Raw genomic sequence first — 14,511 nt, 5'->3', positions numbered from 1 at the left:
TGTCCATCTAACCACCCCGAGCGGGGTGCGCCGGGGGCGAGCAGCGCCCGCCCCCGGCGGGAGATCAGCTCTTGCGCGTGCGGCCGCGGAGGAGCACGACGGCGAGGGCGGCGATGCCGGCGACGAGGCCGCCCGCGGCGAGCCAGCGCGCGACCGGGTCGGCCTCCGCCGGGGCGGACGTCGTAGTCATGCCATCGGCCGACGCGTCGGTGGCGCTCTCATCGGTCGTCGCCTCGTCGTCGCCGTGTCCGCCATGGTCGTCCGTCGCCGCTGAGACGACGACAAGGGGCGCCGGAGCATCGAGGTCGTGCGGGTCCTGGCCCTCTTCTGCCAGTTCCGCCCAGTTCGTCTCGCCTTCGACGCAGCTCTGCAGCACCGGGAATGCGAGGGTCTCGCCCGCCGTGTCCTCGGCGAGCTTCACCTGGATCGTCACGGTGGACCGGAAGCCGTCCTCGACGGGCTCGTCGGCCGTGTAGATGATCTGCGATGCGATGCCGGTGTCGGCGCCGACGGCCTCGACGGACCAGCCCGGCTCGAGCTGGGGGGTCACGGAGTCCAGGCCTTCGGGCAGGTCGATCGTGAGCGCCGTCGTGGCCGAGCCGTCGCATCCGTGACCGAAGGCGAACTCGAGAACCGTGTACGAGCCGGCGGCGGCCTCGCCCGGAGTGACGGTGACGTGGGCGGACGCGGCGATCGGAACGGCGACGGCGAGCAGGACTCCACCGACGATTCCGGTGGCGAGCAGACGGCGGCGGGGGGTGGTACGGGACATGGTGGTCTTCTTTCATTCGTCGTGGACGCGCGCGACAGCCGCGCGCGAGCAAACCCGGTCGCGGGGAGGACCGGGCGGGGGAGCGGCTAGGCCGCCACGACGAGCGCGGGCGGACCGCGCCGAGAGAAGTTCGAGGTGAGCGCGAGTCGTCGTGCTGCCCCTGGACGTTCCTCGATGGCGCGGCCTGCGCGGAAGGGGAGCGGGAGGGCGACGTCGGCGGGAAGCGCGACGAGGCGTGCGAGGCCGCGCGCGATGGCGCGGATGAGGCGCTCGCCGTACGCGAGGACGGCGAAGGTGAGCACTGCCGCGATGACGTGCGCGACGAACATGTCCCACTCGGGGACGAAGGATGCCGCGCGCCCGCCTGCGGGAGGTGCTGTCCGCACGTGGACGTGGCCCGTGCGTGCGCCGCTCAGGTGAGCCGTCGACGCGAACGCGACGTGGAACAGCACCTGTGCGCCGCCGACGATCAGCGCGAGTCCGAGAAGACTCGATCGGCGACCCGCGAGAGCGACCGCGAACGGGAGGGCCAACGCTGCGACGACCAGGACGAGAAGAAGGGAGGGGGCATGACCGCCGCCGACCGTATGCGACACCGCCGCCGTCCACGTCGCGATGACCGCCGCAGCGGCGCCGCGTACGGCACGTGTCGATCGCGTGGTCATGGATTCCTCTCTCGCGTCACAGAGTAGACCACTCCGGGGGTTCGCTCCGAGCCAATTCAAAGTCCGGCGCGGGTAGCGTGAGCGTGTGGAGATCCTCGCGTTCATCGTCGGCGTCGTGCTGCTCGTCGTCGGGCTCGCCGTGTCGATCGCGCTCCACGAGATCGGACACCTCGTGCCGGCCAAGCGGTTCGGCGTCCGCGTGGGCCAGTACATGGTCGGGTTCGGACCGACCCTGTGGTCCCGCCGCTACGGCGAAACGGAGTACGGCGTCAAGGCGATCCCCCTCGGCGGCTACATCTCGATGGCCGGAATGTACCCGCCCTCTCCGAAGGAGCGCGCCGCGGGCCGGCTCGCAGGGCGTGCGGGCGGAGGCTTCTTCGCGACGATGGTGCAGGACGCGCGCGCCGCGAACGACGAGACCCTCGTGGCCGGTGACGAGAGCGGCGTCTTCTACCGCCTCGCCGTGTGGAAGCGCGTCGTCATCATGCTCGGCGGACCGTTCATGAATCTGCTCTTCGCCGTCGTGCTCTTCGGCATCCTCCTGAGCGGCATCGGGGTGCAGACGGCCACGACGACGGTCGCGCGCGTCAGCGAGTGCGTGCCGGCCGCCTCGGGTGCCGCGTGCGAGCCGTCCGACCCGCTCCCGCCCGCCGCGGGCGCCGGCGTCGAGCCCGGGGATGTCATCCTGTCCGTCGACGGCGTCGCCGTCGCGACGTTCGCGGAGGCATCCGCGGTCATCCGCGAGTCGGCAGGGCGGAGCATCCCGCTCGTCGTCGAACGGGACGGCGTCGAGGAGACCCTGCGCATCACACCCGTCGAGGTCACTCAGCCCGCGACCGACGAGCGGGGCTACCCCATCACGGATGCCGAGGGAGAGCCGGAACTCGTCGAGGTCGGCTTCGCGGGAATCGCCCCCACGGTCGAGTACGTTCGGCAGCCGATCTGGGCAGGGCCCCAGGCGACAGCCGAGAATCTCGGCGCCGTCGCGGGAATCATCTGGCAGCTTCCCGTCAAGGTATGGGACACGGGTGTCTCGCTCGTGACAGGTCAGGAGCGCGATCCGAACGGGCCTCTCAGCGTCGTCGGTGCGGGACGCCTCGCGGGCGAGGTCGCGGCATCCGAGTCTCCCGTGCTCAACCGGGTCGCGGGACTCGTGGGCCTCCTCGCGTCCCTCAACATCGCCCTCTTCGTCTTCAACCTCATCCCGCTGCTGCCGCTCGACGGCGGTCATGTCGTCGTCGCGCTGTGGGACGGCATCAAGCGCACGTGGGCGAAGCTCTTCCGCCGTCCACCGCCTCGCCCCGTCGACGCGACGAAGCTCGTTCCCGTGACCTTCGCGGTCTTCATCGTGCTGCTCGTGATGGGCGGCGTGCTGATCCTCGCCGACTTGTTCAACCCCATCTCGATCCTCTGATCGAGATGGGCGCTGCTCGCGTCAGGCGCCGACGGGAGTGAGCGCGTGGGCGACGAGTCGCTCGAGGGTCGTCAGTCCGTCGCGCGACAGGATCGACTCGAGGTGACCCTGCACCGACGCGAACCCGGCTCCGCGGATCGCGTAGACATCGCCCCCGGCATCCGTGGCGAGCTCGGCCTCCGCCACGGACGCGGTACCCGGTGCGACACGCGCCGTGAAGGTGTTGTAGAAGCCGATCGACGCGGTCTGGCCGAACACATCGACGCTCTTCTGCAGTCCCTGGTGCGGAGCCGCGAGCGGCGCCAGGTCGATGCTGAGCGAATCGGCGAGGATCTGGTGGCTGAGGCACACGGCCAGGAGAGGAAGGCCCGACTCGCGACGGCGCGCGACGACCGAGCGCATCCGCTGCATCCGAGCCGAGTCGGGATCGCGGGGGTCGCCGGGGCCCGGGCCCGCGACGAGGAGCTCGGCGTCGTCCACCTGCGCATCGGTGACGTCGTTCCACGCGACGATTGTCGTGTCGAGCCCGAGGTGGCGCAATTGGTGGGCGAGCATCGTCGTGAAGCGATCCTCGGCGTCGACGACGAGCGCCGAGCGACCTGCGAACGGCCCTGATCCGACGGCTTCCTGCGGGTTCAGCCAGAAGGCTGCGAGCCGCGCGTTGCGGGACGCGAGGAGCTCGGAGATCGCTGGATCGTCCGCGAGTCGCGGCTCGGCGGCCGGCTCGTCCTCGTCGATGGATGCCGCGGCACGTTCGGCGACGCGGTCGCGGGGGATCGCGCCGATGGCCCCGAGCACACCGGCTGCCTTGCCGTGCGTCTCGGCGACTTCGCCGTACGGATCGGAGTGGCGGACGAGTGTCGCCCCCACCGGTACGCGCAGCCGCCCGTCGACGAGATAGGCCGTGCGGATGAGGATCGGCGCATCGAGGTCATGGGTGGAGCCGCGTCCGGTTGCCTGAGTGTCGGCATCATCGCGGGGTGTGAACAGCGCCGCGACGCCCGAGTAGTAGCCGCGCGGGGTTCGCTCGTGGCGCGTGATGACGGTGCATGCGTTCTGCATGGGTGACCCGGTCACCGTCGGGGCGAACATGGTCTCGCGAAGGATGTCGCGCGGATCCATGCGGCTGCGCCCCCGCAGCACGTACTCCGTGTGCGTGAGGCGCGACATCTCCTTGAGGCGCGGGCCCGTGATGCGGCCGCCATCCGAACAGACGGCGCTCATCATCTTGAGCTCCTCGTCGACGACCATGAAGAGCTCTTCGGTCTCCTTCGTCGAGCGGAGGAACTCGCTCAGGGTTTCGGAGGTAGCGCCGCCCTCGGGATGACGGAAGGTCCCCGAGATGGGATTCATCGTGACGACGCCGTCCTGTGCGGAGACGTGCGCTTCAGGGCTCGCGCCCACCGCGACGTGTCCCGGCGTGACGATCGCGAACGTCCAATAGGCGCCCCGCTCGTGCTCCAGGAGTGCGCGGAACCACGTGAGAGCCGCGGTCGTGGCATCCGTCGGCACTTCTGCCGTGAAGTCGCGTCGGATGACGAAGTTCGCGCCCTCGCCTCGGCCGATCTCGTCGGCGATGACGCGGCGGACGATGTCGGCGTACGAGTCGTCGTCGATGTCGAAGCGCGCGTCGACGAGGGGGACGGCGACGTCGGGGAGCGCGGCGATGAGCTCGTCGCGCGACACGAGTCGGTGCTCCCGCACGAGCAGGCAGCGAAGCGGCGCGTCGTCGTCGTGACACGCGAACCCTCGCTCCCGCACCTGCCGGAACGGCACCAGTGCGAGAACCTCCTGCGGAGCACCCTCCGTGTCGTGCAGGGGGATGTCGGCGAGGAGCTCGACGTCGAGCACCTCACCGGTGAGCACCTCGACGGTGTCGGGAGTTCGAGCGAGGAGGGCGAAGGGCGCGCCGCTCATCGCGAGTGCCTGCAGGGAGAAGGGATCGGACCCGGTCATCGTCGGTCTCTCGTCGTGGGGGCGGTCGCCCAACGAAGAAGACCGCCCGGGGGCGGTCTGTCGAACAACGCGAACACCGCCTAGGAGGCGGGCCACCAGGTGATGTTCGCGGGCATGCGCCGAAACTACCACAGCGGCACATGACGGATCCCGGCCAAACCACCCCGCGGGGGCCGCGCGTGCACGATACTGGCCGAGCTATCGCGTGGAACGACTCGGGGAGACGGATGAGCGAGCAGACCGATTCATCGCGGGAGGGGCGCACTCCGCTGCCCGTCATCTCGGCGACGACGACCACCCGCGAGGAGGCGCCTGCACGACCCCCGTCGATCGCCGCGCGCATCCGCGCGATGGGAGAGGCGCGGATCGGTGCGATCCTCCTCCTCATCGCGACGATCATCGCGATCGTCTGGGCCAACGCGTCGTCCGGCTCCTACAGCGAATTCTGGGAGACGCACCTCTCGATCGGCCTCGGCGACATCCAGCTCGACTTCACTCTGCACGCGCTCGTGAACGACGCCCTCATGGCGATCTTCTTCTTCACCGTCGGACTCGAGGTCCGCCGCGAGTTCGCGATCGGCGAGCTGACGAGTTGGTCCCGCGCCCTGATCCCGGTCGCGGCGGCTCTCGCCGGTCTCGTCGTCCCCGCGGCGCTCTTCCTGCTCATCGCGCAGGGCTCGGGTTACGAGCACGCGTGGGGCGTCGTGATCTCGACCGACACGGCGTTCCTCGTGGGAGCCCTCGCACTCATCGGGCCGAGGGCCTCGGGGCGTCTGCGCATCTTCCTGCTCGCGCTGGCCGTCGTCGACGACATCGGCGCGCTCAGCATCATCGCGCTCTTCTACACGGCCGACTTCACTCCGCTCCCGCTCCTCGTCGCCGCCGTTGGACTTGCCGGCATCTACTTCGCCCGCTATCTGCGGCGCGGCCGTGGCCCCGTCTACGGCACGCTCGCCATCATCGTGTGGCTCGCATTTCTCGCTTCGGGCGTCCACCCGACGCTCGCGGGCGTCGCGATCGCGCTGCTCGTGCCGGTCTACCGACCCAACCGCCGTGACGTCGAGCAGGCTCTCGAGCTCACTCGCACGTTCCGGCAGTCGCCCAACAGCGAATATGCGCGCCTCGCGGTCAACAGCCTGCGGGAGTCCATCTCGATCAACGAGCGACTGCAGAACGCCTACGCCCCCTACGTCGCCTATGTCATCCTTCCCCTCTTCGCGCTCGCCAACGCCGGCGTTCAGCTCTCGCCCGAGATCCTCGCGTCCGCCCTTCGCTCGCCCATCACGTGGGCGATCGTCGTGGGCCTCGTCGCGGGGAAGTTCCTCGGCGTCTTCGGGTCGACATGGCTCATGCGAGTGTTCAGAATCGGCGAGTTCGGCCCGGGGCTCACCCTGGATCGCATCGCGGGCGGAGCCGCGCTCTGCGGCATCGGTTTCACGATCTCGCTCTTCATCGTCGATCTGGCCATCGAAGACGAAATGGCCCAGAACGAAGCGCGGGTGGGCGTGCTCGCGGCATCCGTCATCGCCTTCGCCTTCGGCGCGATCCTCTTCCGGATCTCGGATGCTCGGAGGCCTGATGACGACGGCGGCCGCACGCTCGCACGTCCCATCGATCCCCTCCGCGACCACGTCTTCGGCGACGCCGACGCGCCCCTCACGATCGTCGAGTACGGCGACTACCAGTGCCCCTTCTGCCTCAAAGCATCCGGGTCCATCGAGGAGGTCCGCCGCGAGCTGGGCGATCGACTGCTGTACGTCTGGCGGCACGCGCCGCTCGAACGCGTCCATCCCAATGCGCTCGCGGGCGCCGAGGCAGCAGAGGCCGCGGGGATGCAGGGCAAGTTCGCCGAGTACGCACGCAGCCTCTTCACCGATCAGGAGCATCAGTTGCCGTCGGACATCATCCGTCGGGCCCGCGACCTCGGACTCGACGTCGACAGGTTCGAGGAGGACCTGCGCTCGCCGATCGTGACCAACCGCGTACGCGACGACATGCTCGACGCCGAAGCGATGGACGTCACGTCCGTTCCCACGTTCTTCGTCAACGGCGTGCGCCACACGGGACCCTTCGACGCCCAGACGCTCATCCGCGCCCTCGAGGAGTCTGCGCCGGCGGGGGTTGACGGCGGCGAGGAGCGTCGATGAACCGGCTCCGTGATCGACCGTCACGGCATCCGTTCAGCTTGACGCCAGGCCCCGCGCCTCGCTGAGCCGTAGGCTGGTGACGTGCCAGCTGTCAACATCGGGATGCCCCGCGTGCCGGAGATCCTCGCGCCTCGTCGCAAGAGCCGTCAGATCCGAGTCGGTAAAGTCCTCGTCGGCGGCGACGCTCCCATCAGCGTCCAGTCCATGACGACGACGCCGACCACGAACATCAACGCGACACTGCAGCAGATCGCCGAGCTCACGGCGTCCGGCTGCGAGATCGTCCGCGTCGCCGTGCCGTCCCAAGACGACGCCGACGTGCTCCACATCATCGCGAAGAAGAGCCAGATCCCCGTCATCGCCGACATCCACTTCCAGCCGAAGTACGTCTTCCAGGCGATCGATGCGGGCTGCGCCGCCGTCCGCGTCAATCCGGGGAACATCCGCAAGTTCGACGATCAGGTCGGGCAGATCGCTGCCGCTGCGAAGGCCGCGGGGGTTTCGCTTCGCATCGGCGTCAACGCAGGGTCCCTCGATCCGCGCCTCCTCGAGAAGTACGGGAAGGCCACGCCCGAGGCGCTCATGGAGAGTGCCGTGTGGGAAGCATCCCTCTTCGAAGAGCACGACTTCCACGACTTCAAGATCTCGGTCAAGCACAACGACCCGATCGTCATGGTCAAGGCCTACCGGCTTCTCGCCGAACGCGGCGATTGGCCGCTTCACCTCGGCGTGACCGAGGCAGGCCCCGCCTTCCAGGGGACCATCAAGAGCGCGACCGCCTTCGGCATCCTGCTCTCCGAGGGGATCGGCGACACGATTCGGGTGTCGCTCTCGGCGCCGCCCGCCGAGGAAGTGAAGGTCGGACACCAGATCCTGCAGTCGCTCAACTTGCGGGAACGCAAGCTCGAGATCGTGTCGTGCCCTTCGTGCGGCCGTGCTCAGGTCGACGTCTACTCGCTCGCGGACAACGTCACGGAGGGCCTCAAGGACGTCACGGTGCCGCTGCGCGTGGCCGTTATGGGCTGCGTCGTCAACGGACCCGGTGAAGCGCGCGAAGCCGATCTGGGTGTGGCATCCGGAAACGGCAAGGGGCAGATCTTCGTCAAGGGTCAGGTCATCAAGACCGTGCCCGAGGCCGACATCGTCCAGACGCTCATCGAAGAAGCCCGCCGTATCGCCGACGAGATGGGCCCCGACGCCGCTCTCGGAACCGCCCAGGTCATCACGAGCTGACGCCGCACGGTGTACGCGGGCGCGACCGCGCCGTCGCCGTCGCGCCCGCTGAGACCGGGGACTCCGCCGAGACCGGGCGGTGTGCCGCCGTGTCTCGGCGGGATGCTCGGTTTCGGCGTTCGTGCGTGCCTGATGCGGCCGACGTCGCGGACTGAGCGGACGTCGCGGCGACCCGTCCGACCCCGGCGGCCCCGGCGGTCACCCGTCCGATGCCGCGTTGTTCGCCGAGACCGGGGATTTCGTCGACGCCGGGTGGTGTGACGCGATGTCTCGGCGGGATGCCGTGTTTCGGCGTGCCATCGCACGTCCCGATCCGCTGGGGGAAGGTCTGTCGTGGATGCGATATGCAAAATGCTGCGCTAGCGTGGCGGTACTGCCGCATCCACCGACCCGACGAGGACGCCCCATGGCCATCACCGATTTCGAGCGCTACCCCCTGACCTTCGGTCCGAGCCCCATCCAGCATCTCCCGCGGCTCACGCAGCACCTCGGCGGTGCGCAGATCTGGGCCAAGCGCGAGGACGTCAACAGCGGCCTCGCCTTCGGGGGCAACAAGACACGCAAGCTCGAATACCTCATCCCCGAGGCGCTCGCACAGGGGGCGGACACGCTCGTGTCGATCGGCGGATACCAGTCGAACCACACTCGCCAGGTGGCGGCGGTGGCGGCGAAGCTCGGACTGAAAGCCCGCCTCGTGCAGGAGAACTGGGTCGAGTGGCCGGATCCCCTCAGCGACCGCGTGGGGAACATCCAGCTGTCGCGGATCATGGGTGCAAAGGTCACACTCGACAGCGCCGGGTTCGACATCGGCATCCGATCGAGCTGGCAGCAGGCGATCGACGAGGTCGTCGCCGACGGCGGCAAGCCCTACGCGATTCCCGCCGGCGCATCCGATCACCGGCTCGGTGGCCTCGGCTTCGCCAACTGGGCATACGAGGTCGAGCAGCAGGAGCGCGAGCTCGGAGTGTTCTTCGACACGATCATCGTCTGCACGGTGACCGGGTCGACGCACGCCGGCATGATCGCCGGGTTCGCGGGGCAGGAGCGTCCGCGCCGGGTCATCGGCATCGATGCCTCCGCCACGATCGAGAAGACGCGGGCGCAGGTCGAGCGCATCGCGTGCAACACCGCCGAGCTCATCGGTCTCGGCCGTGACCTGCGTGACGACGAGATCACGATCCTCGAGGGGTGGGCGGGCGACCTCTACGGCATCCCGGTGGAGTCGACGCTCGACGCGATCCGTCTCGGCGGGTCGCTCGAGGCGATGATCACCGACCCCGTCTACGAAGGCAAGTCGCTCGCCGGCCTCATCGACCTCGTCTCGTCGAAGGACATCCCCGCGACGAGCAACGTCCTCTACGCCCACCTCGGCGGCCAGCTCGCCCTCAACGCCTACAGCGGCCTCTTCCGCTGACCCGCGTTCCTGAGGAGATCTGCGGTTCTGAGGGCGTCTCCCGCGCGAGCGACCTCAGAATCGCGGATCTCCTCAGAATCGCGGACCGCTTCGGGACTGCGGCGCGGCGCCGACCGCGGCATCCGTAGACTTGTGCCTCGTGGTCACCCGTCTCTCGCACTTCTTCCTCCGCACGCTCCGTGAGGATCCCTCCGACGCCGAAGTCACGTCGCACCGATTGCTGGTCCGCGCCGGCTACATCCGCCGCCAGGCGCCGGGTGTGTTCGCCTGGCTTCCGCTCGGGCTGCGGGTGAAGGCCAAGATCGAGGCGGTCGTCCGCGAGGAGATGGCGAACGCCGGTGCCTACGAAGTGCACTTCCCGGCGCTCCTGCCCCGCGAGCCCTACGAGGTGACGGGCCGCTGGGAGGAGTACGGCGACGCCCTGTTCCGCCTGCAGGACCGCAAGGGCGCCGACTACCTCCTCGCTCCCACGCACGAAGAGGTCTTCACGCTCCTCGTGAAGGATCTGTACTCGTCGTACAAAGACCTGCCGCTGACGATCTACCAGATCCAGGACAAGTACCGCGATGAAGCACGTCCTCGCGCGGGCCTCCTGCGCGGTCGCGAGTTCACGATGAAGGACGCCTACTCGTTCGATGCGAGCGACGCGGGACTGGATGCGAGCTACCAGGCGCAGCGCGACGCGTACGAGCGGATCTTCACGCGTCTCGGTCTCGAGTACGTCATCGTGCAGGCGGATGCCGGAGCGATGGGCGGCTCGCGATCGGAGGAGTTCCTGCACCCGACCGCCGTCGGCGAAGACACGTTCGTACGCTCGGAGGGTGGCTACGCGGCCAACGTCGAGGCCTTCACGACGCTCGCGCCCGAGCCGATCCCGTTCGACGGCCTGCCGGAGCCCGTCGTCTTCGACTCGCCCGACACGCCTACGATCGACACCCTCGTCGCCCACGCCAATGCCGTCCTCGACGGTGACTACACCGCGGCGGACACTCTCAAGAACGTCGTGCTCGCCCTCACGCACCTCGACGGCACCCGCGAGCTCGTCATCGTCGGCATCCCGGGAGACCGCGAGGTCGACGACAAGCGGGTCGAGGTCGCCTTCGCGCCGGCGGCGGTCGAGCCGGCGACCCCCGAGGACTTCGCGCGTCACCCTCTTCTCGTCAAGGGCTACATCGGTCCGTGGTCGCCGACGGGCGCCATCCTCGGAGAGGAATCCGCGACCGGCATCCGCTACCTCCTGGACCCCCGCGTCGTCGACGGCACGAGCTGGATCACGGGGGCGAACATCGACGAGAAGCACGTGCACTCGCTCGTGGCGGGGCGCGACTTCGCTGCCGACGGCTACGTCGAGGTCGCTTCCGTTCGCGCGGGCGATCCGGCACCCGACGGCTCGGGCCCCGTGTCCCTCGCGCGCGGCATGGAGATCGGCCACGTGTTCCAGCTCGGCCGCAAGTACGCCGAGGCGCTGGGGCTCAAGGTGCTCGACGAGAACGGCAAGCTCGTCACGGTGACGATGGGCTCGTACGGCATCGGCGTCACTCGCATCCTGGCGATCATCGCCGAGCTCAACAACGACGAGAAGGGTCTCGTGTGGCCCGCGTCGGTCGCGCCGTTCGACGTCCACGTCGTCGCGACGGGACGGGATGCCGCGGCGTTCGCCCTCGCGGAGTCGCTGAGCGCCGACCTGGATGCCGCCGGACTCGACGTCCTCTACGACGACCGCCCCAAAGTGTCACCCGGCGTCAAGTTCGGCGACGCCGAGCTGGTCGGCGTGCCCCAGATCGTCATCGTCGGACGAGATGCCGCCGAAGGCCGCGTCGAGCTGTGGGATCGCCGGACGGGGGAGCGCGAGGTCGTCGAGGCGTCCGACGTCGTCCGCCGCCTCACGACCGCCTGACCGGCAGCGCGGACGGGTCTAGAACGTGACCCGGCCGTGGTTCATCATGTCGTCAGGGGTGTCACGGGTCACGAGGGCCTTCAGCATGCCCGCGGCCGCAGCGAGCGTCCCGTGCCGAGGCTCCCAGAACTCGCACTCGACGGGAGTCACCTTCAGCAGGGTGATTCCCGCGGTGTCGAGGCCGTCTTCGAACCAGATGTCCAGCGAGGGCGAGTAGAGCTCCTCCATCTTCGCCCGATCGTCGACGGTGCGCGCACGGCCGGCGACGGACACATAGCGATGGCCCTTCGCGTCGAGGTAGGAGAGGCCCACGTGGTGGTCGGCTTCGGCCTCTTCGACCTTCTTCGTGTCGTCGAGGGTGAAGAACCAGATGTTCCCCGCCTCGTCCATCTGTCGCGTGCTCATGGGCCTGCTCACGAGATTCCCCGCGGCATCCTGCGTCGTCAGCATCGTGAAGTCGATGTCTTCGACGAGCTCCTTGACGCGCGCTCTCGTCTCGGGCCCGGTGATCTCATTCGGTCGGTTCTCGCTCATGTCACGACTGTGCGCCCGGCATCGTTCTCACGGCAGGGGATTGACACAGGGGATGCCGCGGCCTACGAAGCGGACGGCGAAGGGCTCGCCTCACATCCGCGCGTAGCGGGCGCGGAAGAGGCAGAACACCGCGTAGGCGACGAAGCCTGCGCCGACCGCGCCCGCGAGCCACGGACCGTAAGTGAGTGCGAGGAGGGCCTGCACGGCACCGTCGATCCCGCCCGCGGTCTCGGGATCCAGCGTGACGGCAGCGACGCCGAGGAGGATGCCGACGATCACGAGCGCGATCCCCTTGGCGATGAAGCCGACGACACCGAGCACCGTGATGCCCTTTCCGAAAGGTCCAGGTGGGATGTCGACCTTCTTGTGGAAGCTGCGGAGAAAGCCCATGACGATGAAGGAGATCCCCCCGATTCCGATCCCGAGTCCGACGAGTCCGAGCACGATGGAGCCGCCGAACACCGTGAGGATCCCGCGGCTCGCTCCCTCCGCGGCCTCCTCGCCGTTCGGCCGCGCCCCCAGCGCGACCGCCGCGGAGAGGATGCCGAGGGTGGCGAAGATGAGCGCCTGACCCCCTTCCGAGATGCGAAGGCCCCACTTTCGGGCATCCGCCGTGATGTCCTTCCCCGGAGCGCGCGCGAGGATCGCTTCCGCCGCGTGCCACAGGCCGAGTGCCACCAGACCGATCGCGAGGAGCCAGAGCGCAGCGAACCCCAGGGGTGCTCTCGCGATCGCGGTGAATGCGCCGGCTTGATCCGCGTTCCCCTCCGCACCGAGGGCGACGGCGATCACGATCGTGCCGAGGAGGAGGTGCACCAGACCGTTCGCAGCGAAGCCGCTGCGGGCGAGTACGCGGAAGGCGACGCTCGATTCAGCGGTTCGCGCGGCATCCTTGACGGCGTCGGTCACTCCTGGACTCTAGAACAGGCGGGCGCCCCGCCGATCATCCTTCGCGGCCGTGCAGGTGATCGCGGTGCTTCTCGCTCTGGCGTCGCTTGACGACGATGTCGAGCGGACCCGTGACGCTCAGCTCGTCCTCCCACAGCTCGATACCGCGGACCCCCGGGAGCCGATCCCTCGTGAAGACGGGGTCGCGACCCTCGCGTCGTTGGCGTGTGTAGTCCTTGAGCAGACGGAATGCGACACCGGACAGCAGTGCGATGGCGACGAGGTTCGTGAGAGCCATGAGGCCCATCACCCCGTCGGCGAAGCTCCACACGAGGTCCGCGCCCGCGACCGATCCGGCGAGCACGGCGACGATGACGAGGATCCGATAGGCCGTCAGGATGCTCCGCCTCGGCGTGATGAATTCGATATTGGACTCGCCGTAGTAGTAGTTACCGAGGATCGAGGAGAAGGCCAGCAGGAAGATGATGACGCTGAGCGCGATGTTGGACCATTCGCCGAGGGTCCCCACGAGCGCCCCCTGTGTCAGACCGATGCCGCGCTCCGCGGAGGCGAGGTCGGGCACGGACACGAGGATGATGAAGGCCGTGATCGAGCAGACGAGGAAGGTGTCGAAGTACACGCCGAGCGTCTGGACGAGACCCTGCTTGACGGGGTGGGTGACGGCGGCGGATGCTCCGGCGTTCGGCGCCGAGCCGAGGCCCGCCTCGTTCGAGAACATCCCGCGGCGGATGCCCGTCAGGATGATGTAGCCGAAGGCGGCCCCCACGACCTCGTTGAATCCCCATGCCTGCGTGAAGATCTCCGCGAACACGGCGGGGAGCCGGTCGATGTGGAGGGCGACGACGACGAGTCCGAGCAGCAGGTACAGAAGAGCCATCGCGGGAACGAGGGTCTGGGTGACCGAGGCGATCCGGCGGACGCCTCCGAACACCACGAGCCCCGTCAGCAGGGCGATCGCACCGCCGACGACCCACGCGAGCCATCCGTCGGGGTCACTGCCGAGCGAAGAGGCGAGCGTCGCGGTGATCGTGTTGGCCTGGAGCGAGCTGAAGGCGAACGGGAAGCAGACGATGAGGATGACGGCGAAGAGGATGCCCATCCACCGCGCCCCGAGTCCCCGCTCCATGTAGTACGCGGGTCCGCCGCGGAATCCGTCGGTGTCGCGGGTCTTGTAGAGCTGTGCGAGCGAGGACTCGATGAAGCTCGAGGCGCCGCCGATGAAGGCCATGAGCCACATCCAGAACACCGCGCCGGGACCGCCCAGAGCGATCGCCGTTCCGACGCCGGCGATGTTGCCGACGCCCACGCGGGAGGCCGCCGAGATCGTGAACGCCTGGAACGCCGAGACCGACTGCGGCTCGCCCGAGTCCGTGCGGGGCGTCTTGTCGGTGAGGGTGCGGAACATCTCGGGGATGAGCCGGAACTGCACGACGCCCGATCGAACCGTGAAGTAGATGCCGAGACCCACGACGACAGGAAGGACGATCCACGTCCAGAGGTTGTCGCCCCACGTCACGAGCCAGTCGTTGATCTCGTTCATGGCGTCAGTATGGCGGTCGAGGCCTGAGCC

At 68.7% G+C, this 14,511-nt stretch carries 11 protein-coding genes; 5 read left to right on the top strand and 6 right to left on the bottom strand.

Features of this window, described 5'->3' with window-relative positions; translation table 11 throughout:
* Positions 1-64 precede the first annotated feature (64 nt).
* Both FBY39_RS15060 and FBY39_RS15055 read right to left on the bottom strand, forming a co-directional pair.
* Complete coding sequence (locus tag FBY39_RS15060) at positions 65-772, bottom strand: YcnI family protein (protein ID WP_141933279.1); 708 nt, start codon at positions 770-772, stop codon at positions 65-67.
* A gap of 86 nt (positions 773-858) precedes the next feature.
* The gene (locus FBY39_RS15055; protein ID WP_141933276.1) at positions 859-1,437 is read right to left on the bottom strand and encodes a hypothetical protein; all 579 of its coding nucleotides are present in this window, start codon (positions 1,435-1,437) and stop codon (positions 859-861) included.
* 85 nt (positions 1,438-1,522) lie between these two features.
* On the opposite strand from FBY39_RS15055, the gene FBY39_RS15050 reads away from it, so the two are divergent.
* A complete protein-coding gene (locus FBY39_RS15050) occupies positions 1,523-2,851 on the top strand; it encodes an RIP metalloprotease (RefSeq protein WP_141933274.1) in 1,329 nt (442 codons plus the stop codon).
* Between the two features lie 21 nt (positions 2,852-2,872).
* Here FBY39_RS15050 and FBY39_RS15045 read toward each other — a convergent pair whose 3' ends face one another.
* Positions 2,873-4,807 (bottom strand): chorismate-binding protein, encoded by a 1,935-nt coding sequence (locus tag FBY39_RS15045; RefSeq protein ID WP_141933271.1) that lies wholly within the window; start codon positions 4,805-4,807, stop codon positions 2,873-2,875.
* 227 nt (positions 4,808-5,034) lie between these two features.
* Here FBY39_RS15045 and nhaA point away from each other — a divergent pair, with 227 nt between their 5' ends.
* The 4 genes from nhaA to FBY39_RS15025 all read left to right on the top strand — a co-directional run bounded on the left by nhaA (position 5,035) and on the right by FBY39_RS15025 (position 11,498).
* A complete protein-coding gene (nhaA, locus tag FBY39_RS15040; RefSeq protein WP_141933268.1) occupies positions 5,035-6,954 on the top strand; it encodes a Na+/H+ antiporter NhaA in 1,920 nt (639 codons plus the stop codon).
* Positions 6,955-7,035: 81 nt separating this feature from the next.
* Positions 7,036-8,187, top strand: a complete 1,152-nt coding sequence (ispG, locus tag FBY39_RS15035; RefSeq protein WP_186336962.1) for a flavodoxin-dependent (E)-4-hydroxy-3-methylbut-2-enyl-diphosphate synthase — start codon at positions 7,036-7,038, stop codon at positions 8,185-8,187.
* A gap of 406 nt (positions 8,188-8,593) precedes the next feature.
* Positions 8,594-9,601, top strand: coding sequence for a 1-aminocyclopropane-1-carboxylate deaminase (locus FBY39_RS15030; protein WP_141933265.1), 1,008 nt, complete (start codon positions 8,594-8,596; stop codon positions 9,599-9,601).
* A gap of 139 nt (positions 9,602-9,740) precedes the next feature.
* Positions 9,741-11,498 (top strand): proline--tRNA ligase, encoded by a 1,758-nt coding sequence (locus FBY39_RS15025; RefSeq protein WP_141933262.1) that lies wholly within the window; start codon positions 9,741-9,743, stop codon positions 11,496-11,498.
* Between the two features lie 18 nt (positions 11,499-11,516).
* Here FBY39_RS15025 and FBY39_RS15020 read toward each other — a convergent pair whose 3' ends face one another.
* The 3 genes from FBY39_RS15020 to FBY39_RS15010 form a co-directional block, all read right to left on the bottom strand.
* On the bottom strand, positions 11,517-12,032 hold the full coding sequence (locus FBY39_RS15020) for a pyridoxamine 5'-phosphate oxidase family protein (RefSeq protein ID WP_141933259.1): 516 nt from the start codon (positions 12,030-12,032) through the stop codon (positions 11,517-11,519).
* 90 nt (positions 12,033-12,122) lie between these two features.
* Positions 12,123-12,941, bottom strand: coding sequence for a DUF1206 domain-containing protein (locus FBY39_RS15015; protein WP_141933257.1), 819 nt, complete (start codon positions 12,939-12,941; stop codon positions 12,123-12,125).
* A gap of 34 nt (positions 12,942-12,975) precedes the next feature.
* Positions 12,976-14,481, bottom strand: coding sequence for a sodium:alanine symporter family protein (locus FBY39_RS15010; RefSeq protein WP_141933253.1), 1,506 nt, complete (start codon positions 14,479-14,481; stop codon positions 12,976-12,978).
* Positions 14,482-14,511 lie beyond the last annotated feature (30 nt).

Source organism: Microbacterium sp. SLBN-146 (assembly GCF_006715145.1).
Taxonomy (GTDB): domain Bacteria; phylum Actinomycetota; class Actinomycetes; order Actinomycetales; family Microbacteriaceae; genus Microbacterium.
Note: the sequence above shows the minus strand (reverse complement) of the source record. Positions and strands in the feature narration are given on the sequence as shown.